The organism is Carboxylicivirga linearis (genome assembly GCF_018271995.1).
In the GTDB taxonomy this organism is placed as follows: Bacteria; Bacteroidota; Bacteroidia; order Bacteroidales; family Marinilabiliaceae; genus Carboxylicivirga; species Carboxylicivirga linearis.
Map to the genome: position 1 here is coordinate 38,629 of NZ_JAGUCO010000012.1, position 26,176 is coordinate 64,804.

General features: G+C 36.2%; 22 protein-coding genes, 1 tRNA gene and 1 riboswitch. Of the genes, 22 read left to right on the forward strand and 1 reads right to left on the reverse strand.

Annotated elements, in window-relative coordinates:
• The first annotated feature begins 46 nt into the window (after nucleotides 1–46).
• From lipA to recJ, 3 genes are all read left to right on the forward strand, one after another.
• Nucleotides 47–913 carry a lipoyl synthase gene (lipA, locus tag KEM10_RS14730; protein WP_212216792.1) on the forward strand — a complete coding sequence of 289 codons (867 nt, stop codon included), beginning with the start codon at nucleotides 47–49 and terminating at the stop codon, nucleotides 911–913.
• A gap of 5 nt (nucleotides 914–918) precedes the next feature.
• Nucleotides 919–1,626, forward strand: coding sequence for a lipoyl(octanoyl) transferase LipB (gene lipB / locus KEM10_RS14735; protein WP_212216793.1), 708 nt, complete (start codon nucleotides 919–921; stop codon nucleotides 1,624–1,626).
• Between the two features lie 124 nt (nucleotides 1,627–1,750).
• A complete protein-coding gene (recJ, locus tag KEM10_RS14740) occupies nucleotides 1,751–3,481 on the forward strand; it encodes a single-stranded-DNA-specific exonuclease RecJ (RefSeq protein WP_212216794.1) in 1,731 nt (576 codons plus the stop codon).
• A gap of 426 nt (nucleotides 3,482–3,907) precedes the next feature.
• Here recJ and KEM10_RS14745 read toward each other — a convergent pair whose 3' ends face one another.
• Nucleotides 3,908–4,603 (reverse strand): Crp/Fnr family transcriptional regulator, encoded by a 696-nt coding sequence (locus KEM10_RS14745; RefSeq protein ID WP_212216795.1) that lies wholly within the window; start codon nucleotides 4,601–4,603, stop codon nucleotides 3,908–3,910.
• 172 nt (nucleotides 4,604–4,775) lie between these two features.
• Here KEM10_RS14745 and KEM10_RS14750 point away from each other — a divergent pair, with 172 nt between their 5' ends.
• The 19 genes from KEM10_RS14750 (at nucleotide 4,776) to KEM10_RS14840 (ending at nucleotide 26,176) form a co-directional block, all read left to right on the forward strand.
• The gene (locus tag KEM10_RS14750; protein WP_212216796.1) at nucleotides 4,776–6,368 is read left to right on the forward strand and encodes a tetrathionate reductase family octaheme c-type cytochrome; all 1,593 of its coding nucleotides are present in this window, start codon (nucleotides 4,776–4,778) and stop codon (nucleotides 6,366–6,368) included.
• A gap of 1 nt (nucleotide 6,369) precedes the next feature.
• Nucleotides 6,370–6,972 carry a cytochrome b/b6 domain-containing protein gene (locus tag KEM10_RS14755; protein ID WP_212216797.1) on the forward strand — a complete coding sequence of 201 codons (603 nt, stop codon included), beginning with the start codon at nucleotides 6,370–6,372 and terminating at the stop codon, nucleotides 6,970–6,972.
• A gap of 11 nt (nucleotides 6,973–6,983) precedes the next feature.
• On the forward strand, nucleotides 6,984–7,493 hold the full coding sequence (locus tag KEM10_RS14760; protein WP_212216798.1) for a rhodanese-like domain-containing protein: 510 nt from the start codon (nucleotides 6,984–6,986) through the stop codon (nucleotides 7,491–7,493).
• Nucleotides 7,494–7,535: 42 nt separating this feature from the next.
• Nucleotides 7,536–8,525, forward strand: coding sequence for a rhodanese-like domain-containing protein (locus KEM10_RS14765; protein WP_212216799.1), 990 nt, complete (start codon nucleotides 7,536–7,538; stop codon nucleotides 8,523–8,525).
• Between the two features lie 56 nt (nucleotides 8,526–8,581).
• Nucleotides 8,582–9,589, forward strand: a complete 1,008-nt coding sequence (locus KEM10_RS14770; protein WP_212216800.1) for a porin — start codon at nucleotides 8,582–8,584, stop codon at nucleotides 9,587–9,589.
• A 15-nt stretch (nucleotides 9,590–9,604) separates the two neighbouring features.
• On the forward strand, nucleotides 9,605–10,444 hold the full coding sequence (locus KEM10_RS14775) for a sulfurtransferase (RefSeq protein ID WP_212216801.1): 840 nt from the start codon (nucleotides 9,605–9,607) through the stop codon (nucleotides 10,442–10,444).
• Between the two features lie 143 nt (nucleotides 10,445–10,587).
• Entirely contained in the window at nucleotides 10,588–10,983 is a 396-nt protein-coding gene (locus KEM10_RS14780) for a hypothetical protein (protein WP_212216802.1), read from the forward strand.
• A gap of 163 nt (nucleotides 10,984–11,146) precedes the next feature.
• Nucleotides 11,147–11,220, forward strand: a tRNA-Ile gene (locus KEM10_RS14785).
• Nucleotides 11,221–12,254: 1,034 nt separating this feature from the next.
• Nucleotides 12,255–12,638, forward strand: coding sequence for a plasmid mobilization protein (locus KEM10_RS14790; protein WP_212216803.1), 384 nt, complete (start codon nucleotides 12,255–12,257; stop codon nucleotides 12,636–12,638).
• Nucleotides 12,639–12,795: 157 nt separating this feature from the next.
• Nucleotides 12,796–12,903, forward strand: coding sequence for a recombinase family protein (locus KEM10_RS14795; RefSeq protein WP_212216861.1), 108 nt, complete (start codon nucleotides 12,796–12,798; stop codon nucleotides 12,901–12,903).
• Between the two features lie 180 nt (nucleotides 12,904–13,083).
• Nucleotides 13,084–13,344: riboswitch (cobalamin riboswitch) on the forward strand.
• Between the two features lie 92 nt (nucleotides 13,345–13,436).
• Nucleotides 13,437–15,743 (forward strand): TonB-dependent receptor, encoded by a 2,307-nt coding sequence (locus KEM10_RS14800; RefSeq protein ID WP_212216804.1) that lies wholly within the window; start codon nucleotides 13,437–13,439, stop codon nucleotides 15,741–15,743.
• A 25-nt stretch (nucleotides 15,744–15,768) separates the two neighbouring features.
• On the forward strand, nucleotides 15,769–16,713 hold the full coding sequence (locus tag KEM10_RS14805; RefSeq protein ID WP_212216805.1) for a sirohydrochlorin cobaltochelatase: 945 nt from the start codon (nucleotides 15,769–15,771) through the stop codon (nucleotides 16,711–16,713).
• Between the two features lie 155 nt (nucleotides 16,714–16,868).
• Nucleotides 16,869–19,226 carry a TonB-dependent receptor gene (locus tag KEM10_RS14810; protein ID WP_212216806.1) on the forward strand — a complete coding sequence of 786 codons (2,358 nt, stop codon included), beginning with the start codon at nucleotides 16,869–16,871 and terminating at the stop codon, nucleotides 19,224–19,226.
• A 13-nt stretch (nucleotides 19,227–19,239) separates the two neighbouring features.
• The gene (locus KEM10_RS14815; RefSeq protein WP_212216807.1) at nucleotides 19,240–20,502 is read left to right on the forward strand and encodes a hypothetical protein; all 1,263 of its coding nucleotides are present in this window, start codon (nucleotides 19,240–19,242) and stop codon (nucleotides 20,500–20,502) included.
• Between the two features lie 15 nt (nucleotides 20,503–20,517).
• A complete protein-coding gene (locus KEM10_RS14820; RefSeq protein WP_212216808.1) occupies nucleotides 20,518–21,990 on the forward strand; it encodes a PepSY domain-containing protein in 1,473 nt (490 codons plus the stop codon).
• A 51-nt stretch (nucleotides 21,991–22,041) separates the two neighbouring features.
• Entirely contained in the window at nucleotides 22,042–22,911 is an 870-nt protein-coding gene (locus KEM10_RS14825; protein WP_212216809.1) for a sirohydrochlorin cobaltochelatase, read from the forward strand.
• Nucleotides 22,912–22,954: 43 nt separating this feature from the next.
• Nucleotides 22,955–24,088, forward strand: a complete 1,134-nt coding sequence (locus KEM10_RS14830; RefSeq protein ID WP_212216810.1) for an ABC transporter substrate-binding protein — start codon at nucleotides 22,955–22,957, stop codon at nucleotides 24,086–24,088.
• On the forward strand, nucleotides 24,078–25,133 hold the full coding sequence (locus KEM10_RS14835) for a FecCD family ABC transporter permease (RefSeq protein WP_244825885.1): 1,056 nt from the start codon (nucleotides 24,078–24,080) through the stop codon (nucleotides 25,131–25,133). Before KEM10_RS14830 ends, KEM10_RS14835 begins: the two co-directional genes overlap by 11 nt.
• A gap of 14 nt (nucleotides 25,134–25,147) precedes the next feature.
• Nucleotides 25,148–26,176 carry an ABC transporter ATP-binding protein gene (locus tag KEM10_RS14840; RefSeq protein ID WP_212216811.1) on the forward strand — a complete coding sequence of 343 codons (1,029 nt, stop codon included), beginning with the start codon at nucleotides 25,148–25,150 and terminating at the stop codon, nucleotides 26,174–26,176.

Below are 26,176 nucleotides of genomic sequence, written 5' to 3' on the forward strand. Positions count from 1 at the left end.
TTAAGTAATATTGTCAATTCATTTGGCTTATAAATAGTTTGAGAAAATGGTGAAAATTAAAAGTAGAGTGTCCAAACCCGACTGGTTGAAAATTCAGTTACCTAATACTGCAGATTACAATTGGATGCACAAAACCATACGAGATAATAAATTACATACCATATGTACCAGTGGTAAATGTCCGAATGCTGCTGAGTGCTGGGGACGTGGAACTGCCACCTTTATGATTTTAGGTGATATTTGTACGCGAGCCTGTAAATTTTGTAATGTAAAAACGGGCAAACCCAATCCGGTTGATTTAAAGGAACCGCTTCGTATTGCCCGATCTATTCAAATCATGAAATTAAAGCATGCGGTTATCACATCTGTTGACAGAGATGATTTGGAAGATGGAGGGGCTGAGATATGGGCGGCTACCATCCGAAAAACAAAGGAGCTGAATCCAAATACCAGCATGGAAGTTTTAATACCCGACTTTAATGGATTACATCATTTGGTGCAAACAGTTATGGATGCTAAGCCGGAGGTAATTTCTCATAATTTGGAAACGGTTCGAAGATTAACTCCTGTGATACGTACCAAAGCTAAATATGATATTAGCCTGCGGACATTGAAGTATATAGCGGACGGTGGAATGGTTGCTAAATCGGGTATAATGCTTGGATTGGGCGAAACTGAAGAAGAGGTGTTTGAAGCTATGGATGATTTGTTATCGGTTGGTGTGAAAGTGATGACTATTGGTCAGTATTTGCAACCAACACAAAATCATTTGCCCGTTTCGGAATATGTTACCCCGGAACAATTTAAGAAGTATGAACAGGTGGGATTGGAAAAAGGATTTAAGTATGTTGAGAGTGGACCTCTTGTACGTTCTTCCTATCATGCTGAAAAACATATTAATGCCTTAAAGTAACAGATATGAAATCCGCCATTACAAAGTTTGAAGATTTAGGAATTAGTGATTATAAAGAAGTTTGGGACCATCAGGAAGAATTATTCACACAGGTTATAGATACTAAACTTTTTAACCGTGAACATCCAGAGGATTTAAAGTCTATCACCAATCACTTGATATTTGTTGAACATCCACATGTTTATACATTGGGAAAGAGTGGTGTTCAAAATAATCTTCTAATCAACGAGCAGTTTCTGAATAAGATTAATGCTACCTTCTATAAAATTAACCGAGGTGGAGATATCACTTATCACGGACCTGGTCAAATTGTTGGGTATCCAATTTTTGATTTAGAAGAAATGAACCTTCAGGTAAGGAGTTATATTTATAATTTGGAACAGGCAATAATTGATACAATTGCCGAGTTTGGGATTAATGGTGAACGTTTAGATGGAGCCACTGGAGTATGGTTGGATACAACGGTACCTAGCAAGGCACGAAAAATATGTGCCATAGGTGTAAAAGCTAGTCGATATGTTTCGATGCATGGTTTTGCATTAAATGTGAATACCGATCTAAGCTACTTTAATCATATAAACCCATGTGGCTTTGTTGATAAGGGAGTAACTTCTCTTCAGAAAGAATTAGGAAAGCCGGTAAATTTAGAAGAAGTAAAAGAAATATTGTTGAAAAAAATATCAAAAATATTTAACCTGGAATTAAGCAAGTGATGGTTAAATATATAACTTGCTAAATAAATTGTATAATGCGTAAATAACGTTACTATTTTTAAACGTTTTTTTGATTTAAGCATTTTTTTAGAAAAATTTGAGGTCATAAACGGGCTTAATATTAATGGAAAAAAGGTGGAGCATAAAACCCGAAAGTGACCCCGAAATGGTTAGTCACTTAGCTGAGGTTCTTAATATAAATCATGTGTTGGCCAATCTCTTGGTACAGCGAGGGGTCACAAATTATGATGAGGCCAAGGCTTTTTTTCGCCCAAAACTTACCGATTTAAATAATCCCTTTCTAATGAAAGATATGGAAAGGGCTGTTCACCGAATAAACAAAGCTTTTGATGCAAACGAGAACATTATGATCTATGGTGATTATGATGTGGATGGTACAACTAGTGTTGCATTGGTTTATTCGTTTTTAAAAGTTCATTACGAGAAACTTCAATTTTATATTCCTAATCGTTACGAAGAAGGGTATGGAATTTCTTATAAAGGCATTGACTTTGCTGCCGAACAAGGAATAACGCTTGTTATTGCTTTAGATTGTGGAATTAAGGCAGTTGAGAAAGTAGCTTACGCTAAAGAAAAGGGTATTGATTTTATTATATGCGATCACCACACGCCCGGTGACGAATTACCTGAAGCTGCTGCTTGTTTAGATCCGAAAAGAAGCGATTGTCATTATCCCGATAAGAACCTTTCAGGTTGTGGTGTTGGATTTAAATTGATGCAGGCTTTCTGTCGTTTCAATGATTTTAAAGAATCGGAGTTATACGATTTGATAGATCTGGTTGCAGTTAGTATTGCATCGGATATAGTTCCTATTATTGGAGAAAACAGGATTCTGGCTTATTATGGGTTGCAAAAGCTTAATTCCAGTCCGGGAATTGGATTGAAATCAATTATTAAGATTGCGGGCATGGAAGGACGTGAAATTACAATAAGCGATATTGTTTTTAAGATAGGTCCGAGAATTAATGCCGCCGGTAGAATTGATGCCGGAAGTGATGCTGTAGAGTTATTGGTTTGTAACCAGGAAAACGAACATCTGGTTAAGGAAATGAGTGAAAACATTGATGCCAGTAACGAAACGCGTAAGGATTTGGATAGAAGTATCACTATTGAGGCTCATGATTTGATTGCTAATAATGAAGAGTTATTAAAGAAAAAGTCTACCATCTTGTATAATCCTGATTGGCATAAAGGAGTAATTGGAATTGTGGCATCTCGCTTAACAGAGTCATTTTACCGTCCTACTGTGATATTAACCGAATCTAAAGGCTTTGCCACAGGTAGTGCCCGATCAGTGGAAGGTTTTGATCTTTATAAAGCAATTGAATCGTGCAGTGATTTACTTGAGAATTTTGGAGGTCATATGTATGCAGCCGGTTTAACTCTTAAAATTGAAAACATTCCGGTTTTTAAAGAGCGCTTCGAAAAATATGTTGACGAAAATATTCTACCTGAACAATTGGTACCTCAAATAGATGTTGATTCATTACTGCACTTAAAGGATATCAACCCTAAATTTAACCGTATTCTTAAGCAATTTCGCCCATTTGGTCCAGGTAATATGAAACCTGTTTTTGTTACTAGAAATGTATTCGATTACGGCACAACCAAAGCGGTAGGTAAAGACAAAGATCACCTGAAGTTGGAGTTGATAGAAGAACATTCTGCAGCTATTAAACAAGGAATTGCCTTTTCGATGGGAAGTGCTTTAAAGAAAATTAAAGAGAATAATGCCTTCGATATTTGTTATACAGTAGAAGAAAATTTTTACAACGGTGTAACAACTCTTCAGGTAATGTTGAAAGACATTAAGTTTCAGGATCGAAATAATTAATCGATTGTCTTTTCGTGTTTATGCAGCCATAATTTCCAAATTACTTATGTAGATTTAATATAAATAAAGAGTTTGTGAATTTTTATTTATATTTTTGCATAAAGGGGGTTGTTTGTGGATAATATACAAAATAACGCTTCGATTCCTTAAAAATAGGGGGTGTAATTTGGAATTTATTAAAATTCACCTTGCTATCATTAAAAACATAGGGGTCTATTTTTAAATCTGTAAATTTACAATTTCGTAATTGTTGTGATTTAAATATTGTTTTAACAATAATTTATTGGTAGGGATTAAAATTTATATATATTTAACAAACGGAAAAGATTACCCTTTCCCTTAAATCAGATAAAAATCCAAATGAGAAAAGGCTTTGCATTGCAAAGCCTTTCTTCGTTTGTGTATATACTTCAATATACTAATGTTTTAACCTATTTGACTTATTTCGGTGAGTTTATCAATGTTAGTAATTTCAATAAATTTGGGATGTATTATAATGAGGCCATCCTCCTTAAATTTTGTTAAAATCCTAGTGGTGCTTTCAATAGACATACTTGCTATTTCAGCTAAATCTTTTCGGGTTAGTTGTAAGGGAAATTTGTCGGTTTTATAAATTCTTTGAGCCAGGCATAATAATACATCAGCTAATCTTCCATAGGTTTGTTTTTTGGTTAAACAAAAGAAGCGACCATTAATAATCACTGAATTTTCAGCCAGCATGCTAATTATCTTACTGGCGAATAATGCATTCTTTTCTATCAGACTTTTAAAGGCGTTTATTTCTATCAATTTGATGGTGCAATCCATGTATGTTTGTGCACTGTATGGAAATACTGAATTTCCATCAAATAAGGCAGGAAGACCTATAATGTTAATAGCAGGTAATATTTTTAAAATCAGTGAATCATTACCATTTTCTAGATAAATTTTAGCTAAACCTTTTTTCAGAACCATTATATGAGAAGCAAATGAACCTTGCTTGCAAATGGTTTCACCTCGTTTGTAATTTACTTCAACACTGTTTTCTTCAAAAAAGGAGACTTCTTCATTAGAGAGTTCATCAAAACAGCATAATGGATTTTCACCAACGGAACAACCGTTAAATACAACTGACTTGGGCATATAGATGATTTTAAGGATCTTGTATCAAACATACGAAAATTATCAATAAAAAGATTGATCTGCATCATAAATAACCTTGATGAGTTACCCCTAAAATGCGTATGCGTTGCCAGCCTGTTTATTTAGAGAAAAATTTCAGCAAATATACATTTGTATCAAATCCAATTTAATTATGAAAAAATTCTCTAATACGCTAACGGCCTTGCTGGTAAGTTTGCTATTACCCATTGGTGTGCTGTTAATAACAGTAAAGGTTGCCAGCTTGAGGGGACAGCCACATAAAGTGAATGCTCAATTATCTTCAGAGCATATCACATCTGTTGACCACTCTCAATTTGAAATTTTACAACAAGATTTTGAATCTCCTCATAATGTTACTGAGGCATGTTTAAGTTGCCATACGGGAAGAGATGAAGAAATAATGTCAACTGCTCATTGGAAATGGGAGCGTGAAACTGAGATTGATGGAAAAGGAAAAGTTAGTATCGGAAAGAAGAATCTGATTAATAATTTCTGTACCGGAGCTAATGGCAACAATGGCTCGTGTATGCGTTGCCATATTGGTTTAGGCTGGAAAGATAAGTCATTTGACTTTTCGGATAACAGAAATATCGATTGTTTGGTTTGTCATGATCAAACAGATACTTATTTCAAACAAAAAGGACAAGCAGGAATGCCAGCTACCTCTGCTACAGCTAACAGTAGCTATCAGGTTCCGGATTATCCATATGTTGCTCAAAATGTAGGTTTACCCAAAAAGAATAATTGTGGTATTTGTCATTTTTACGGAGGTGGCGGAAATAATGTTAAGCACGGAGATCTTGAGGAGGCTTTACTATCGTGCACACAACATGTGGATGTACATATGAGTTATGATGGACCAGATATGGCATGTATTGATTGTCATAAAACAGAAAGGCATAATATAAAAGGGAAGTTGTATTCGGTATCATCAATGAATGTGAATCGAATTGACTGTGAACAATGCCATTCCTCAACCCCTCATAACGATGCTGTTATTGATGAGCATTATATTAAAGTGGCCTGTCAATCATGTCATATACCTGTATATGCTAAAGCCAATGCTACGAAATTGTACTGGGATTGGTCATCAGCCGGAATGTTGGATGAAACGGAAGAGCCTTACTCCGAAAATGATGCAGATGGCAATCATAATTACCTGTCGATAAAAGGGAATTTTGTGTGGGACACTGATGTTAAGCCTGAATATTACTGGTTTAATGGAACTGCTGATCATTTTCTTACCTCTGATACCATCACAGAAGTACCTGTTCAGATTAACAAGTTGTTTGGTGAATATCTTGATTCTACATCTAAAATTTGGCCTGTTAAAGTTCATAGGGGTAAGCAGATGTATGACACTGAATACAATACTTTAATAAATATGAAATTATGGTCTGCTCAAAAAGGAGAAGGGGCATTTTGGAAAGACTTTGATTGGGATGAATCAGCTCGTTTAGGAATGGAATACAATGAAAGACCATATAGTGGGAGTTACGATTTTATTTCAACAGAAGCGTATTGGCCCATTAACCATATGGTTTCGCCCAAACATGAAACGCTTCGTTGTACCGAGTGCCATTCGGATGATAGCAGGCTGGAAAACCTTACTGATTTTTATTTACCCGGTCGTGACAAATCAAAGGCGATTGATTACGCAGGTATTGGATTAATGTATCTCGCCTTGGCTGGAATAATTGCTCATCTGGCAGGACGCCTCATTGCATATTTTAAAAATAAGTAAAATGGAAAAAGTAAAAATATATAGTCGTTTTGAACGGTTTTGGCATTGGACACAGATGATGTTGATCATCACTTTGGGGCTTACTGGATTTGAGATACATGGTTCGTACCATTTGTTTGGATTTGAAGAATCGGTGCGTCTTCATTCTGCCTCGGGATGGGCATTTCTGGTACTCACCATTTTTGCCTTATTCTGGATGATTGTAACTGGACAAAGTCGACAGTTTGTTCCGGTTCGTAATAATGTGAAGTCGCAAGTAATGTACTATATCTCCGGTATTTTCAGAAATGAACCACATCCTGTACCCAAAACACCTGAATCAAAGTTAAATCCATTACAGCGTATCGTCTATTTTGGGCTGATTATTTTGGTTTTTCCAGTTCAGCTAATTACAGGTTTTCTATATCTATACTTTCATTATCCCGACAATCCGTTTGCGCTTGAAGGACTGGAGACTATTGCTGTATTGCATACGTTGGGCGCATTTCTATTGGTTGTTTTTGTAATGATTCATTTATATCTGATTACCACAGGACACACAATTGGATCAAACCTAAAAGCAATGATTACAGGTTATGAAGAATTAGAACAAACCGAAAATTAAAACTGCATATCATGAAGAAATTAGTTAGTTACTCAATCATATTATGGGTTGTAATCTCTTGCACTAACAGCCCGTCGAATCTTACTGTCGATCAGATGGTGGGTATGGCTTCCGAAGAAGTTAATATTATTAAGCCTGATGAAGTTATGAAGATAATGGATTCAGAGGAGGTGTATACAGTTATTGATGTACGCCAACGAGATGAATTCTATTATGGATATATACCCGGATCAGTAAATATTCCCAGGGGAAGTATTGAGTTTAATATCAATAATGAGCTTTTCTGGGAAAACGAGGGATTATATATGCCACTCAAGGATGAGACAATCATCTTATACTGTAAAAAAGGAAAACGTTCGATGCTTGCTGCTCAAACGCTTCAGCATATGGGTTATAAAAAAATACTGGTACTTAAAGATGGATGGAAGAACTGGGAGTTATCGTATCCTGATTATACCGAGAAAAACCTTGAAATGCTTGCCGGAGGAGGTGAAAAGCATGATGACGGAGGGGGCTGCTAATAATAATTATTCAAATCAATTTCTAATTTAAATCCAAGAGTTATGAAAAATCTATTTCGTTATTTTTTTATGGTTATTGCCATAAGTTCTATCGTATTTACCAGTTGTAAAGATGATACTGATCCTACTGCATCCGTTAATCCTGCTGAAACTTTAATGGATTATCTGATTGAGATAGATATGGATCTCAATCATGTGCTTAAAAATTCCGACGGCCAAAAGTTTGTTATGGCGGCGCCGGATGGTGGAGATGTAAGTGGAAAATATATTATTGATATAAGAAATGCTGATGCTTATAATACCAGTCATATAGCGGGTGCGCATAATGTTGCTTTTTCCGATATATTAACGGAGGCTGCTTCAGCTGATAAACCTATTTTAGTTGTTTGTTATACTGGTCAAACAGCTTGTTATGCAACTTCATTGTTACGCTTGTATGGATATCATGATGCACAAGCCTTAAAATGGGGAATGTCAGGATGGAGTGAATCAACTGCTGCTTCGTGGGACAATGCAATTGCCGACCTTAGTGATGGTCATTCAAACTGGTCTTTTGACGCTTCTGAACCTTCATTGGGAGTTTATGATATTCCTGAATTTTCAACAACAGCAACCGAAGGTGTAGATATTTTAAAAGAACGTGTTGAATACATCATATCTCAAGGCTTTAAAGGTGTAGAAGCTTCTGATGTATTAGATAGTCCTGCCAGTTACTTCGTAAATAATTATTTCAATACTACCGACTATAGTGCCTTTGGGCATGTTGATGGAGCTTATCGTTTAAATCCATTATTGGTAAGTCCTGGTTCAAGTGATGAAGCGGGTGTGTCTAATATTGATCCGGATAAAAAAGTAGTTACTTACTGCTATACAGGACAAACTTCAGCTGTTATTACGGCTTACTTAAGAGTATTAGGGTATGATGCATATAGCCTTAAGTTCGGAATGAACAAGTTTGCAAATTCAAGTACAGCCTGGTCTGCTAACCAGTGGAGAGGTGATTCCAATCCTAAAGACCTTCCATTGGATTAATAACCGTTTTATTAATAGCGGGTTGTTTTAAATGACCCGTTTTAATCAATAAAATTATGAATAAGCTATTTATAGTTCTTTTAACAGCTTTGCTGGTACCACTTCACGGTTGGGCTCAAGGCTGTGAGGGTACAGCAAGTGATGACGAAGCGCTGAAAATATTTGGTTTTCTTCAGGCTGAGTACGATCAGCAGTTCAAAGATGAAACAACCAGTTCCTTTGGTTTCAGAAGAGCTCGATTAGGTGCTACCGGTAATATACCTTACGATTTTTCATATTATGTTATCATGGAAATGAGTCCAATGCTTAGCAGTAATTCAAGTGCTTACCTGTTAGATGCATTCATTACCTATAATCGTTGGGAGTGGGCTAATGTGTCAATCGGATCATTTAAAAATCCGTTTAGTTTAGATTTAGGTGGAACAGCCTGTAGCGGATTACATACCGTTTTTCGCTCAAGGGCTGTTGATCAATTAGTAGTGCCACAGCGTGATATTGGTTTGATGATTCTGGGAGGAGACCGTAATACATTTCTTCAGTATCGATTGGCCTACATGAATGGAGCAGGATTGAAGAAAGATAACAATAACTCAAAAGATATTGTTGGTCGTGTGGTATTTCACCCCCTTGATTTTCTATATGTGGGAGGTAGTTATCGATTAGGTTACCCTACCACCGACGATGATAAACGAACTTCATATGCCGTAGAAGCGGAAGTAAATTATTCTAATTTCCGATTGATGGCCGAATATATTGTTGATGAAGGTGAATACGATCGTTCTCTTGGAGGAGGATGTGGAGGGGAATTGATTGCCCTCGGAGATGAAAGATCAGGAGCCTATGTTCAGGCAATGTATTTAACTAAGTGGAATATTGAGCCTGTGTTTAAATATGAATTTTTTGATGCAGGTATCAATGATTATAAGGAAGACATAATGACTTTTGGAGTTAATTATTTCTTTAATGACTGGACTCGACTACAAGTTAATTACTTATACCGGGCAGAAGATCCGGTGGAGATAAACGACGATGGTCTTTATGTACAACTTCAAGTTAAGTTTTAACTAAAAGATATTCATATGAAAAAGTTTATTATAATGCTGGCTCTTATAGCTTATTCGTTAGGGAGTTATGCTCAGGGAGATTTTATCTCTGTAAAAGAATTAGCTGGAAAATTAAACGATCAGAAATGTATTATAATTGATGCCAGAAAAAAGTCTGATTACCAGAAGGTACATATACGAAATGCAATTAGTGTTCCTGTGGAAGAATTATCTACTGAATCACCTGTTGAAGGAATACTTAAAAGTGAATCGGATGTAGCTACTATACTCGGTAATCATGGTGTTGATTTAAATAAAGAAATCATCTTGTATTGCAATAAAGGAAGTAATGCAGGACGAATGTATTGGGTACTTAAAATGATGGGTGCAACTGATGTAAAATTACTGGATGGTAATCTGGATGCCTGGAAAGCGGCTCGTAAACCAGTAACCAGAAATCCTAAGATGGCAAAGAAATGTAAAGTTGAAGCTAGTTGGGATAAGTCGTCCTATTTTTGCGAAAAGGATGTGAAAACAAAGATTAGTAATGGCAATGTTGTTTTGGTTGATGCCAGAGCTGATGCATATTATAATGGAACAGATCCAAAAAGTAAAGGGCATATCCCTGGAGCTATCAGTATAAACTCTGATTTAATGCGTGATGAAAAAGGATTAATTAAATCTTCTGATGAATTGAAGAAGCTATTTTCATCAAAAGGAGTAACAAAGGATAAAGAAGTTATTCTTTACTGTCAAACCAGTACAAGGGCTGGATTGCTATATGCTATACTAACATCTACTCTTGGTTATTCCAATGTAAAAGTTTACGATGGAGCCTATAACGAATGGGTTACATCTAATAGTGTGGAATCATAACTAAGAATTGGTTTGTTTCATGAGGCGGTCTTACATAAAGACCGCCATTTTTATTTCATAAGTAGATTCATTTTATATTCGATTCAGTTACCCTATTTATTTAATAATTATATATATTGTATCGTTAACTAAATTCTAATCATATGACAATAATGAATCTGCAGCAGTGCAAAGTCTGTACCAAGCGAAAATTTAGCCCTTCTGTGGGGCTTATTTGTGGATTAACAATGGAAAAGCCAAACTTCCAAGATCGATGTGATGATGGGGAACTTGACGAAGCGGAAGCAGTACGGTTGGAGAAATTAAGATCAGAAGCAGAGGAAGAAGAAGTTTCCAGTGGCTTTTTTGGAGCAGAAAAGCAAGGGATGAAAAAAGGTGTTTTGGGAGGGGTTGTTATGATAACTATTGCCATAGTTTGGTTTTTTGGAGGATTAGCAGCTGGATATATCTTCTATTATCCACCAATTCTATTTATAATTGGGTTAGTTGCCGTCGTTAAAGGTATTATGGATGGCAATTTGGCAGGAAAGAAAAAATAATTCAGATTAATACTTTTTATATCCTATTGTATACGTGAATAATAGGTGTGGATGATGAAAAATATGCAACATTTAGTGTTATTTTATAGCTAAAGGCTTTTGATAATAACAAATTCCTTTCTATTTTTGCATCCGCTGAAAAGGTATTACACCTTTAAATGCCGGGCCTATAGCTCAGCTGGTTAGAGCACCTGACTCATAATCAGGGGGTCCCTGGTTCAAGCCCAGGTGGGCCCACCCTCTGTAAGAAGCAGTTACATCGATAAGTTGTAGCTGCTTTTTTTATTTGCACATAATTTGCACTTAACATTTGTAAGTGGTTGATTTAATAATTTTTAACACAATTTAATCGCTTTTGAATGGCCTTTTTTTCATAATTATGACATATTTCTGCCAATAGTCAGAGCTTCCTCCCAAAAGATAATTAATATGGCCCAACTATGTTCTTTTTAATCACTTTAATATTTCTGCCGTATAGTGTATCGCTCCTCCGAAAAATTGCTAAAATGGCACTTTTTGTTAATACAAGAGCGACATCATTGGATGGAGTTTATATACTCTTGCAATTCAACAGAAAGAGACATTAATTTTTGAAGGAGGATAGAGAAACGATCGGTAGAAAATGATATCTTATTTTTTCTACTTTTTTTCAATTGACAGCTATAAATATTCCTTAAGATACAGGATGTCATACTATTTGGTTGGTTTTGGCACATTTTATATATTGTAAAGTTAGAATCCATCCGGTAATTTAAAATTCTGCAATAAAGCAGGATTAAATTACAGACATATGATAATCAAAGAGATTTTTTTTAAGGCAGGCTTTTTTATCCATGCTTCAGCAAAGATGCTGTCGGCCATGGTTCCCTGCAAAAGCGTTCGGCATAAACCCGCCGAAATCAATCGAACACATTTTATTTGCCAACGCACAAGTCCGACAGCAAAAAGCTTGTTATTATTTCGTACCTCATAATACAAGCCCTTTGCTTTGTCCGCTCAAAATCTATTTGAATTGATTTCTCTTGCTCACGCAAGGGCTATTTATTCCGTTTCCTTTTGCGAAACCATGACCTTTTTAATAGGTGGCTTACGCATGTAAAAAAGCAGTAATGTATGTATATGAAGTTAGAAAATGGAATAGAATCTTATTAGGAAATTGTGGCTGATATGTTATCTGTTAAAAACAAATGCAAGATGTGTTTTTCAGTACCTGAAAACAAAATTCTTGCTCTCCGAGAGATGATGAAATTTATGGGTAGTTAATGAATATTATGAGACCAAAAATAGATGATGATAAGAAACGAAATGTGCAGTTAAAGGTGTATCTGACATTAGCTGATCGACAAAAATTGCAGAAAATGTTCTCAAAGGAAAGAATTAGTTGTGTAAGTGATTTTGTCAGGGAAAGAATATTTCGAAAACGACTGAGCAAACATATTGAAGTAAGTGATGAGTTTTACACTCTTTTCAGAACATTGGATTACGATTTAGTAAAACTGGGTATCAACTTGAATCAGGTAGCTCATAAACTCAATGCTTATAACACCTATATGCTGAAAAAAGAGGATTTGGAAATAATTCATTCTTGTTTTGATGTATTGAAAGAATGTCATGCAGTATTATCAAAACAGTTGATTTTATTGGATCTGAGGTAGAAGTTGGTCATTAGTAAGGAAGGTAGTGCTATATCTTCAAATCACCATTTACTGAGATAATTCTCCCCTATACATCCCACGCAGGCATTGGCAGTCTTAAAAAACTGGTTTTAATAATGTATCTCATGGGTTAACCTTAAAAGAGAAAGTTAGGAAAATTGGTTATGCAAGGGTATCTACCAAAGATCAGAATTTGGAGATGCAAATTGAGGCATTGAATAAAACAGGTTGTACTAAATCTTTTAAGAAGCAAAAAGCGCATTAAAGGCCTTAATGCTGATACTTTTAGGTCGGTTTTGTTTGATGAATATAAATGTAAATAGCGAGGAAGGTATAGCATTAATACGTGGCATTACAAAATAAATCCAACAAGATATAACCCGATTTCTTTACAATTGTTCATTTATTTTTATTGCTAAATGGATAAATAGTTTAAAAATAATTCTACTTTTGCTCAACATTTGGTGATTGTCGTACTAAATCGGTACGATGATGAAAAGGGAATCCGGTGAGAGTCCGGAACAGTACCCGCTACTGTAATCCCGTTAACACATACGTGTTAATTTGTTCTCATCAATCACAATCCACTGTTACCCGGCAGCAATGCAGGGTGTTCAACTAACGAACAGAAATCCGTAACGGACGAAAATGGGAAGGAGATGAGAATCGGGAAAGTCAGGAAACCTGCCATTTGGATTAATAATATTTTGCTTCCGGGAATAGAAGTAAGTAGTGATTCAGATGATTTTCCGAATTATTATCAATTAATTTCCAGGATGCATTAGTAAATTTTTTACAATGCATAAATTGTTATTTGTGGCACTCGTGCAGGTTGTTTTATTGCCTGTAGGTGCGCAAAGTGTGGTTTTACAAGGTGAAGTGTACGATAAAAGCAACTCGCAAAATGTTGACTTTGCCAATGTATATATCGAAAATATTAATCGTATTGCTTCGTCGGGTACCGATGGACAGTATCGCTTTGATGATTTACCTCAAGGTGAATATATATTGCAGGTTACTCATTTGGGGTATGAAAAATATAGTCAGAAAATTACTTTATCAAAGGGAATCAGTACAATCGATATTGCTTTAACACCAAAGGCCGAAACTATTTCGCCAATTGTTGTTACCGGTACCGGAACTTCGTATCATTTAGATAATGTGCCTGTTCAAACCGAAATTATTACCCAAAAAGATATTGCTGAAGTTGGCGAACAAAGTGTAGAAGAGGTTTTGGCAGGCGTTTCATCTTCGCTCGATTTTACTTTGAGTTCGATGGGAACCAACCTAAAGATTAATGGCCTGGGTAACGATTATGTTCTGATTCTGGTAAATGGCAAAAGGTTAACTGGTGGTTTGAGTGGATACACCGATTTAAGTCGATTAAATGCCAATGATATTAAGCAAATAGAAATTGTGAAGGGTGCGTCTTCAACCTTATATGGGTCAGATGCTATTGCAGGCGTTATCAACATCATTACCAAAAAAACACTGTATAAACTCAATGTTACCAATAACTCATCAATACAAAATTATGGTAGAGTTAAACAATTAAACACACTTAGTTTTAATGGGGATAAATGGGCCGGTAAAGCATCGTTTATTTACAGGCATACCGATGGATGGCAGTTAAACAACATGAAGCATAACAATGCCTGGCAAAGCAATCACGATCTTCCGTTTTTAGAAGAAACCTATTATAAGCCTGTTAATAAAAGTAATGCGTATACCATAACACAAGACTTAGATTATCACATCAATCAAAAATTAAAAGTATATGCTGGTGGTTCGTGGTACGAAAAGACCCTGTACTTCCCGTTTAAAGCCCAGATGCACAACTACTATTACAATAATAGGGGAGTATCGGCCGGAGGAGATTATATCATCAACCCAAACAGTAAAATAAATTTTAGTGTTGATTATAATAACTACCTGTATTATACCGAGTACCCTTATAAATATAACGAGTCGTACATGGTTGATGGTAGTGTTTTACGATTAACCTTTTATCCGGGAGATCGCTTTAAAAACTCCGACGAAAAAACACTGATTGCTCAGGCAAAAGCAGTGTTTAAATTAAACGATACTCACAACCTGAGTGTGGGAACAGAGTTTTTGTACGAAATGTTAGAATCGCAATATCGCCTTACGGTTGCCGATGCCAACGCCAGTACCTATTCGGTTTATGTACAAGATGAGATAAAATTAGCTGATGCTTTTAGTGTAGTAGCAGGTGTGCGAGCCATCTATTATAATAAAACGGGTATGGAGTATACACCCAAACTATCGGCTATGTACAACCTAAAGCCTTTTACCTTACGGGCTACTTATGCCAATGGATTTAAGAGTCCGACTTTGCGCGAGCTTTATTATTTCTACGAGAGCGATCGCATGGGAATGCATCGATTGTATATGGGCAATGAAGATTTAAAACCGCAAAAGTCGCATTATTTTTCATTAGCAGCCGATTATAAAAACAAATCATTTACAGCAGGAGTATCGCTTTACCTCAATAAGGTAAATGATATGATTGATTATTTGATTATTGGTGACGATGATTATACCCGTTTAACCGGCGATACTTTATCATACAATCGTAAAAAAGAAATTGAGGAGTTTAAATGGAGATATAATATCGACGAGGCGAGAACTGTTGGAGTTGATTGCCATGTGGGAATTAAACTGTTTAAACAGCTTAAAGTTAATTTGGGCTACAGTTATGTCGATGCCAAAAACCTTACCCAAAACATCCGTTTGAATGGAATTTCAGCTCACAGTGCCACAGCCAAAGCATCGTGGACAAAAAAATGGAAAGATTATAAATTAAACGCCAATGTATCGGGGGTTTATAAGTCAGATAAATTCTACCTCGAAGAAGATGATACTCGCTCTTATGCGAAGCCATATCAACTCTGGAAAATAACCACCAATCATACCTTTTATCATTTAAATAACTGTGACATAACAGCCGTATTAGGTATCGATAACCTGCTGAATTTTATCGATGATAGTCCTTACGGATCGCATTATGCCACACTTTCTCCGGGTAGAACCTATCTGGTAGGATTAAATATCAAATACCATAAATATCACGATCAGTTATAGAATTACTTATATAAACCTAGATTAAATGAAAAAGATTAACAGAACCGTAGCTTATTTTTTAATGGCCCTGGCAGGGTTTACAGCTTGTAGCGATGATGACGAAAATTCGTCGGTTGTTTTGGGCGATAAAGAAGGAATTGTATTGGTTACTTTCGGATCATCGTACGAAGCACCACAACAAACGTTTACCAATGTAGATACCAAAGCAAAAACTGCTTTCCCGGGCGAAGAAATCAGATGGGGATACACTTCAGATATTATTCTGAATAAATTACGTCAGGGTAATGGCGAAGGTAGTTTAAATGGTGTGATTATCGACAGAGATACCCCTGAGGAGTGTTTTGAAGTGATGGTACAGGAAGGCTATTCAAAATTTACCATCCAATCGTTGCACGTTATTCCGGGTGAGGAATTCGACGAGTTACAAGAAGCTGTTGAAGATCTGGAGACTAAGTATCGGGGTGTTGAGTGTTTGGTTGGTAATCCACTTTTAACATCAGATGCTGATATTAAACAAGTAGCCGAAATAATGGCTGATAAATTTAAAGAAGCAGTTGCCGAAGGTCCGGTTTGTTTTATGGGACACGGAACCCCTCATACTGCCGATGCACAATATCTGAAGTTGCAAACCGAATTGCAAGAAATCAATCCTAACTTCTTTGTCGGTACGGTTGAAGGCATCGGGTTTGAAGATGGTACAACTTCTATTGGCGGAATTATTAATGAGCTAGCAACTTTATCTCCAAAACCAACAAAAGTAACCATTTCGCCTATGATGTCTATTGCCGGCGATCATGCCAATAATGATATGAACGGAAATACTGGCGAGACAGATCCGGAAGAACAATCGTGGAGAGAAAGATTAGAAGCAGAAGGTTACCAGGTTACTGATGTAATGAAGGGTTTAGGTGATTACGATGAAATTGTTGCCATTTGGATGCAGCATTTATCAGATGCCATGAATGACTAAGAATAGTAGTGTTATGTTTTAATCTGCCACATATGATTTCAGCCTGGCTGTTTCCTCTCCTACTTTTTAAAGAATAGCGATGGCTGATTTCATATGTTTTTATGGTTTGTATTTAAACAGGGGAAATTCAATTAAGTAATTAAAGAGATTGGAAAGTGAAGTTTTTGATAATACACTTAATTCTATTTGCTTTTTTACCAATAGGTATTCAAGCACAAAATGTTTTTAACCTAACAGGAGAAGTCAGAGATACGGCTAATATCCCCATTAGTCAGGCAGTGGTTGCCATTGAAGAAACTGCAATGGGTACTTACTCCAACAGTAAAGGTAATTACTCTTTAAAAATTCCTTCGGGTAAATATACTGTAACAGTAATGGCCTATGGCTATCATACCCTAAAAAAAGATATAGAAATAAATAATAATCAAGTGATTCATTTTATTTTAAAAGATGAATCAAAAGAACTTACAAGTGTTGATGTGTATGGAAAAAGTGCAAGTCAACAACTACGTGAAAGTGCTTTTTCAGTCAATGCCATCAATATTAAAAAATTTACCAGTAGCTTAAATAATTTAAACACTTTAGTTGGCAGTAGTAGTGGTATAAAAATACGGGAAGATGGAGGAGTCGGGTCTGACTTTGATCTTTCTATTAACGGTTTAGCCGGTAACTCCATTCGTTATTTTATCGATGGAGTACCTCTTTCTTCCATCGGAAACGGTGTTACATTAGGCAATATACCTGTAAATATTGTAGAACGCATTGAAGTGTACAAAGGTGTAGTTCCTGCATTTCTTGGAAGTGACGCTTTGGGAGGAACAATCAATATCATAACTAAAAAAAACAAAAAAAACTTTTTGGATGTTTCGTATGGAGTTGGCTCGTTTAGTACTCATAAAGCCGATTTTAATGCTCAATATATATCCCCAAAATCAGGTGTTTTTATACAACCGTCTTTAGGTATTAATTATTCCAAGAATAATTATTTAATGAAAGGGGTAGAGGTTTCCGATTACAGTGGTAGATTTCATACCGTAGATGCGAAACGTTTTCATGATGATTTTTTCTCGGTTCTCTCTCAAATAAAGGTGGGAGTTGCAAAGAAAGAATGGGCTGATTTGTTTTCGGTATCAGCTTCTTACTTTTATTCTGATAAAGAGTTGCAAACAGGATCGCAACAACAATGGGTGCGAGGAGCTGCTACCCGTAGCAATAATTCGTTTAATATATCAGGGCAATATCAAAAACATAATTTTTTAGTAGAGGGTTTAGCGGCCGATTTAAGTTTAATGCACACCTGGGATAATAGAATAGTAACTGATACATCGTTTTATAAATATAAATGGGATGGTTCTAAATCTTTTGAAGGAGATGGCAATGAGCTTAGAGGTGGCCCCAAATCAATCAGGCATATTGATAGACCTGTAACCATTGGTAGGGTCAATTTTAATTACTTATTGAATGATCGACATACATTCAATTTCAACTATTTAATAAATTATTTATCAAATAAGCGCTACGACGATCTGGATGAATCCTTTGAACCATCTGAAGATGTGTTGGGGAAACAAATAATTGGAATCTCTTATTCCCAAAGTTTTTGGAATAATAAATTGAATAACACCTTTTTTGTAAAAGATTATATTAATCATCTTAAAATAGAACAACAAGATGACTATTGGATAACCGGTTCTGATGAAGTACCCAATTCATTTACTACCAATAATTGGGGCTATGGTTTTGGTTCTCGCCTGCAATTGAACAACCCCTTAGGTTTTAAAGTATCATACGAACAAAGTGTTCGTCTTCCTGTGGCCAGGGAATTTTTAGGGAATGGAACAACCATCGATGCTAATTTTAAGCTTCGACCGGAGAGTAGTGACAATATCAATGCAGGTGTTTTTGGAACACTTTATTTTACAGGAAAGCACTGCTTATTCTACGAGGGAGGCTTTTTTTATCGAAAAGTAGAAGACTATATCCGTTTAATTGCTGCTCAAAATGAAGGAAACGGACAATATGAGAACAATAAAAATGTTACGGTAAAAGGGGTTGAAGGCGAATTTCGCTACAGCTATAATAATGTCTTACAGGTAATCGCAAACATTAGTTATCTGGAAGAAATCAATAAAACAAAGTATAAAGACGATGGAAAACCTGATGTCTCTTATAATCTTCAGATGCCTAACCGTCCCTGGTTTTATAGTAATGTACAATGTAATTATAGGAAAAATCAACCTTTCGGAGCTGAGGATAGTCAGCTGATGATGGCATACTATTTTCATTATGTGCACTGGTACTATCTTACATGGAAAGAATTGGGGGCTTATAATAAAGATCTTATACCCACTCAATATTCGCATGATATCCGTCTAACCTACTCTATAAAACAAGAAAAGTATAATATCTCGTTAGAATGCAATAATATATTTGATCGTACACTTTACGATAATTTTAGAATGCAAAAGCCAGGTAGATCATTCTTTTTAAAACTCAGAATATTTATTAATTAATATCTAAATAGCAATGAAAAAAGTAAGTTTTTATTTAACGGCATGTATCGTATTAGCATTAAACATGATTTTTGTCTCATGTGATGATGAAGGTACAAATATTGATCCAAATCCTTTGGAAACAGCTCATTTTGATATTTGGGTTTCTATAGGAGGAAGTGGCGGAATGGGATCCGACAATACTCTTCTGGTACAAAATACCAAAGAATTGGATGATGCTGAGACTGTCATTGATTTTAAAGGAAGCGGAGTAGATGTAACTGCTAAACTGTTTCAGGAATCTATAACTAAAGGTCAGTACTATTATCAAATTCCTCAGGAAAAAGATCGCTTTGGTAAATATAGAATTGGATCTACCGGTATTGAAACGGTTAGTGAAATAGCTTTCTCTACTAACTCTTACAAAGACCGTCGTTATGCTCATGCCTGGATTGGTGAAACTACCTTAGTAATACTTGCTGCTAATGGCGATAAAGATGCCATTATTTGGACTAAGCTAAACACAACCGATATGACTATTATAGATGAAGGTACACTGGAAGGGCTAACTGATGATTTGGATGCATATAGTACTTCTGGTTTGGCTGATTATCGTGCCAGTGATGATATGATCTTGTATTCTTATTGTCATAGTAAATCAGCACAACGTGATAGAGTTTATATGGCATTTATTAATGCCGATGATATGAGTGTTGAACATACTGCTGTAGATAACCGTGTTGAGTTTATGGCCGGAACTGCATATGGCCAATTATTGCAAGATAAAGCTTTCTTTGATGAAAACGGTGACTATTATTTAGCTTGTAATACAAAAATTGATGGCTATACCAGTACTACTCAGCAGTATGGGTCATTGTTACGCATAAAAGCAGGTGAAACAGAATTTGATGACACTTATAGAGGATATACCACATCATCGGGTAAACAAGGAAAATTAGTTACCGTTCAATCATTAGAAAGTGGAAAAGCCCTTATATATGTACAAGATCCAATTTATACAGGTGCAGGAGAATGGGGAAGTGCATATAACTGCTACTATGCAATTTTGGATTTAACAACCGACGAACTTACAAAGTTAGATATTCCTTTTAGTCAAGGTACATTCTCGCAACGTTCTGTTATACTAGGAGATAAAGCGTATATCGGCATCAATCCTGAAGATTCAGAACCATGTGTTTATGTGTATGATATCAATAACGAAACCTTAACAAAGGGTATGACCATAACAGAAGGTTATGAGTTTGACAGAATTGTGGCTATTGATGATGCCGAATAATTAGTATAACCGGTAATGAAAAAGTTTTTCATTCAAATACATAAAATAACAGGTTCAGTAATGAGCCTGTTATTCCTTTTTTGGTGCATGAGTGGTATTGTGCTATGTTTTAAAGGATTTCCTCATGCCAGTGTACAAAGACGATTAGAAAATCTCGAGTTTTTTTCGGATGATGATTTTATTGACATTCAATGTTTATCAGAGTCATCGTCAGAAAAAGTGGAACTTGAAAAATATCAACAGAAAGCCATTTATAGAAATTATAAAGGAAGAAAAACACAGGTTATAACCGATGCTCATACGCTGCAAAAAGTAAGCTATTTTTCAAAAGCAAATGCTATCGAAGAAGCTGAGCGTTTTGTTAATGCTAATGTGGTTCGCGTAGATAGTATCAGTAAATTAGATTCTTGGCTTCCCTGGGGATATTATAGACCATTGCTTCCATTCTTCAAATGTTATTTGGATGATGATAAACATTCGGCAGTATATGTATCGTCAAAAACGGGAACGGTTATTCAGTACACTACACGTTATGCGCGATGGATGGCTCGTTTAGGGGCAATTCCACATATGATGTATTTTTACCAGATAAAACAGAATGGCAAACTTTGGCAAAATGTTATTCTGGTGCTTGGCCTGATAGGCATACTGGTATCTGTCTCGGGAATTATAGCAGCTTTTTTTAGGCTTAAAAAAAATACCTCAGGAAAAATAATTGGTATTACTGTTTATAAAAAATGGTCATATAAGTGGCATCATATTTTAGGTCTTTTTATTGGTCTTTTCTTTTTAACCTTTTTAGTGAGTGGTATCTTTTATGCAAATGACATTCCAGGGTGGATTTCTGCCAAACCTGAGGGGAAATCACCTCAAAAGGCTTGGAATCAAACCATAAAGCAAGATTCGGTGATGCAGCCTCAGCAAATCTGGAAATTACTACCCGAAAAGTCAGGACTACGTAAAATTGCATGGGGCACTGCAATGGGGGTGCCTGTAATCGAAGCCTATTACAACAATTATAAAAAGCCGATAGTATACGTTACGAATAATGATACACTAATTCCCTTTTCCATCAATCAAAAAGATATTGAAGCATATGCTTTGCAAACATTAAAAAATAAACAAGTATCTGTTGAACTGCAAGATAAATACGATAACTATTACAAAGCATACGGGATGTATTATCATCCTCTGCCGGTATATAAAATCTGTTTAAACAATCGCTTTAATTCCAGTTTGTATATCGATCCACAATCAGGAAAAGCTGTGGAGTATTTCAATAACAATAAAAAAGCCAGACGTATACTGACTCGTGGATTGCATAAGCTTGATTTTTCAATCTTTAAGAATTACTCATGGTTACGAATCACCATTTTAATTATTATTTGCCTTGGTGGATTAGTTGTGAGTTATACCGGGGTATTGTTAAGTTGGAAATGGTTAAAACGGTTGGTTAAATCCGGCAGAAGAAATATCAATTGCAAATAAAGGGCAATAACACTAGACTCGATACAAACGAAATACCGAAATAGTAATAATATGAAAACATTAAAAATCACGACGACACTGCTTTTTCTTGTAGCTATCTTTCAGTTGTCATACGCCAAAAAAGCGAACTCAATGGAAAAAAAAGGTATTCTTCTTGTAACGTTTGGTACCAGTTATGCCAATGCTCAAAAAGCATACGATAGAATAGAAGACAAGGTAAAAGATGCATTCCCTGATACTGAAATTCGTTGGGCATACACAGCCAACTTTATACGAAAAAAACTTCAAAAGCAAGGTAAACATGTAGATTCGCCTGCCGAAGCATTGGCTAAAATGGCTAGCGACGGCTATACTCATATTGCTGTACAATCGCTTTATATTATTCCGGGTGATGAATTTAATGCGCTAAAGCAAACAGTAACAGCTTTTAATCATATGCCTAAAAACGCCAAAGTAGTATTAATTGGTGAGCCATTGCTATATACGCACGAAGATATGTTGGCTACTCTCGATGCAATGTCTTCTGTTCTGCCTGAAAATATTGGAAAAAGTGAAGCCGTTGTTTTAATGGGACATGGAACAAGTCATCAATCTAATGTTTATTATCCCGGCTTTCAATATTATCTTTGGCAAAAATCACCATCCATTTTTTTAGGAACAGTAGAAGGATATCCTGAGTTAGGGGATATTATAGAAAAGCTGAAAGATCAAAAGATAAAAAAAGTATATCTACAACCGTTTATGTCGGTTGCAGGCGATCATGCTCAAAATGATATGGCTGGGGATGATGATGACAGTTGGAAATCGCAATTAGAGGCACAAGGTTTTGAAGTGAAAACGGTTCTAAAAGGATTAGCTGAATATGATGCAATAGTAGATGTTTGGATCAAACATTTAAAAGAGACCTTTGAAAAATTGTAGAACATTCAAATGATGGCTGATGGATATAATGAGAAACTTAAACATGAAGAATAAAAGAATATTCAGGTTTAGATTTATTGGGCAATTAACAATGCTTTTTTTGTTAGTTTGGTGTGCATCCTGCTCCAACGGAAAGATGTCTGATACCAGTTGTGACTATAGCAAAATGCAATATGCCAAAGGTTTTAGTATCGATACATTTGATAATAAAACACGCGTTACCATTTTTAATCCTAAAGACCTATCCGGTGTGTTGGCTCAGTTCTATTTGCTTCCATCTAATTATGAGGGCAAACTAAAACCCAACGAAATTAAAGTTCCTTGTCAACGAATTATTTGCTTGAGTTCAACTCAACTTGCTTACTTAATTGAATTGGATGCCATTGATGGCGTGGCAGGTATTAACAGCAGCCGCCATTTATTTAATCAGGAAATCAAGAATCGGGTAAAGAACGGAAAAATACTGCGTGTAGGTAAAGAAGGGGTGTTCGACACCGAAGTAATTGCTGCCATCAATCCCGATGTTATTTTTGTTTCGCCTTTTAAAACGGGAGGTTACAATATGATTAAAAATATGGGTATTCCTTTGGTTCCGATGGCTGCTTACTCAGAGCATTTACCTTTAGGCCGTGCCGAATGGATTAAATTCATGTCGTTATTTGTTGATCAAAAGCCCAAAGCTGATTCCATCTTCTCGGATATTGCCAATAACTATAACCACCTTAAATCCTTAACTAAAAATATTAAAACCCGACCAACGGTTTTTAGCGGTAAAATGAAGGGGAGTGCCTGGTATGTGGCTGGTGGTGATAGTTTTTTTGCACAGTTATTTACCGATGCCGGAGCTGATTATGTAATCAAAGATAATAAGACTGGAGCCTCACCAATGGACTTCGAATCGGTATATGCATTGGCGCATAATGCTCAATATTGGCGTGTTTTAACCAGTTCGCCTCATGGCTTTGGCAAAAAAATGCTTAAAGAAGAAGATGAGCGATATGCCGATTTTGATGCTTTTAAAACCGGAAATGTGTTGGTGTGTAATTTAAGAGATATTCCTTATCGCGAGGAATCAGGATTATGTCCTCAAGTTTTATTAGCTGATTATATTCACCATTTTCATCCCAATTTGCTACCTGATTATAAACCTGTTTACTGGAAAAAGATTGGAGAATAATAATTTAAAAACAAACACTACGCTACTGAAGCTTTTGGCTGGAGTGGTATTGGTAATCATTCTATTTTTGATGAACCTGGCTTGGGGCTCGGTTCATATTCCGTTTAAAGGAGTATTGCAGGTATTGTTTGATAGCGATACACCAAATGTTGTGTGGAGCAATATACTTATACGTACCCGATTACCACAAGCCTTAGTTGCTTTAGCAGCCGGATGTGCTTTAAGTATATCAGGCTTACTGATGCAAACGCTATTCAGAAATCCTTTGGCAGGTCCATCTGTTTTGGGTATTTCGTCAGGTGCCAGTTTAGGTGTCGGATTTGTAGTGTTGATAGCCGGTAATCTTTTCGGGTATTCCTTAAGTAGTGTTGGATTAGTAGGCGATATGGCAGTGCTGATTGCGGCCTTTGTCGGAGCGTTGGGTATCCTGCTTATTATTCTAATGGTTGCTCGTCACGTGGGTGGTACACTCTCCGTTTTAATTATGGGAGTGATGATTGGTTACCTTAGTAATTCGCTGGTTAGTATTATGAAGTTTTATAGCCTCGAAGAAGATATTCATTCGTATGTTATTTGGGGATTGGGTAATTTTGGTAAGTTGTCGTTAGATCGTGCCAACTACTTCCTGCTGTTTACACTTGCTGTATCATTGTTAAGCCTGTTTTTGGGTAAATGGTTGAATATGCTTTCGCTGGGCGATAATTATGCACGTAACCTTGGATTACGAATCGAACGGTCTCGTTTTCTGATTATTATGTTATCAGGAGTTTTAACTGCCACTGTAACTGCTTCTTGTGGCCCTATTATTTTTATTGGTATGGCTGTGCCTCATCTGGCAAAGATGGTTTCTAAAACTTCCAATCATTATATACTAATACTTAATAGTGCTATTCTGGGTTCGGCAACAGCTTTACTATGCAATTTAATTGCACGACTACCCGGATTCGACGGAGCGCTACCCATCAACTCAGTAACTGCTTTTGTGGGAGCGCCGGTAGTTATTTCAGTAATCTGGCGTCGTCGTCGCGATCAATTATCTGTTTAAATCAATTTGTATCGATGAAGCAATCCATCCAAATAGAAAACCTATCAACCGGTTATCGTTCCTCAAAAGGAGGTAAAGTTGTGGCATTTCAGCTAAATGCCGGGCTTAACAATGGCGAATTAACTTGTTTATTGGGAGCAAACGGAACCGGTAAAAGTACCTTGATCAAAACCATTAGCGGTTTCCTTAAATCGATAGAGGGTAGGGTTACCATTAATGGTTCTGCTATTGAAGCGATGAATGAGAAAGATTTGGCTAAACAGGTTGCAGTTGTTCTTACTGAAAAAATTAATGTACCAAACGCAACGGTATACGAGCTGGTAGCGTATGGGCGTAGTCCGCATACAGGATTTTTAGGACGATTAAGTTCTGACGATAAACAAATAATTGAGCAGGCTATTGAGCAATGTGGTATTGCTGATAAACGAAACAGATTGGTTAGTTCGCTTAGCGATGGTGAACGACAAAAAGCCACTATTGCTAAAGCATTGGCACAGGATACGCCTATTATTATTTTGGATGAGCCAACAGCATTTCTCGATTTACCTGCACGTGTAGAAGTCATGCAGTTGTTACGCAAACTAGCAGTACAAACGGGCAAATCCATTTTAATGTCGACTCACGATTTAGATTTAGCCTTGCAAATGGCCGATCGCTTGTGGTTGTTGCAGACGGAGGCTATTATATCAGGAACTCCCGAAGACTTGCTTCTGCAAAATGCTTTTCAATCGATGTTTAAGAAGGATAAGATTGAATTTGATAATAAAACGGGTATGTTTAAAGTGGCTCATCAATATAATGTAACGGTTCCGGTTGCTGGTCATGGGTTTGAGTACGTACTTTTGCGCCGTGCTTTAATGCGAAAAGGAATTAAGCCGGTAAAAGCTAATGAGATTGAAGATTTTCATATTCGCATTATTAACGATTCGGATCAACCTTTTGAATTTTGGTGTAATCAGTTAAAAGCAGTTACAACCGATAAGGTCGAAGATATCGTAACGGAGATAATGCGTGTTGTATCTCATCAAAACATTTACAATTAA

Coding starts and splice junctions, on each gene's coding strand:
- KEM10_RS14820 (WP_212216808.1), top strand. CDS start 20,518: ATGAAAAAGTTTTTCATTCAAATACATAAAATAACAGGTTCAGTAATG.
- KEM10_RS14800 (WP_212216804.1), top strand. CDS start 13,437: ATGCATAAATTGTTATTTGTGGCACTCGTGCAGGTTGTTTTATTGCCT.
- KEM10_RS14805 (WP_212216805.1), top strand. CDS start 15,769: ATGAAAAAGATTAACAGAACCGTAGCTTATTTTTTAATGGCCCTGGCA.
- recJ (WP_212216794.1), top strand. CDS start 1,751: ATGGAAAAAAGGTGGAGCATAAAACCCGAAAGTGACCCCGAAATGGTT.
- lipA (WP_212216792.1), top strand. CDS start 47: ATGGTGAAAATTAAAAGTAGAGTGTCCAAACCCGACTGGTTGAAAATT.
- KEM10_RS14840 (WP_212216811.1), top strand. CDS start 25,148: ATGAAGCAATCCATCCAAATAGAAAACCTATCAACCGGTTATCGTTCC.
- KEM10_RS14830 (WP_212216810.1), top strand. CDS start 22,955: ATGAAGAATAAAAGAATATTCAGGTTTAGATTTATTGGGCAATTAACA.
- KEM10_RS14780 (WP_212216802.1), top strand. CDS start 10,588: ATGACAATAATGAATCTGCAGCAGTGCAAAGTCTGTACCAAGCGAAAA.
- KEM10_RS14815 (WP_212216807.1), top strand. CDS start 19,240: ATGAAAAAAGTAAGTTTTTATTTAACGGCATGTATCGTATTAGCATTA.
- KEM10_RS14745 (WP_212216795.1), bottom strand. CDS start 4,603: ATGCCCAAGTCAGTTGTATTTAACGGTTGTTCCGTTGGTGAAAATCCA.
- KEM10_RS14765 (WP_212216799.1), top strand. CDS start 7,536: ATGAAAAATCTATTTCGTTATTTTTTTATGGTTATTGCCATAAGTTCT.
- KEM10_RS14770 (WP_212216800.1), top strand. CDS start 8,582: ATGAATAAGCTATTTATAGTTCTTTTAACAGCTTTGCTGGTACCACTT.
- KEM10_RS14750 (WP_212216796.1), top strand. CDS start 4,776: ATGAAAAAATTCTCTAATACGCTAACGGCCTTGCTGGTAAGTTTGCTA.
- KEM10_RS14760 (WP_212216798.1), top strand. CDS start 6,984: ATGAAGAAATTAGTTAGTTACTCAATCATATTATGGGTTGTAATCTCT.
- KEM10_RS14755 (WP_212216797.1), top strand. CDS start 6,370: ATGGAAAAAGTAAAAATATATAGTCGTTTTGAACGGTTTTGGCATTGG.
- KEM10_RS14775 (WP_212216801.1), top strand. CDS start 9,605: ATGAAAAAGTTTATTATAATGCTGGCTCTTATAGCTTATTCGTTAGGG.
- KEM10_RS14790 (WP_212216803.1), top strand. CDS start 12,255: ATGAGACCAAAAATAGATGATGATAAGAAACGAAATGTGCAGTTAAAG.
- lipB (WP_212216793.1), top strand. CDS start 919: ATGAAATCCGCCATTACAAAGTTTGAAGATTTAGGAATTAGTGATTAT.
- KEM10_RS14825 (WP_212216809.1), top strand. CDS start 22,042: ATGAAAACATTAAAAATCACGACGACACTGCTTTTTCTTGTAGCTATC.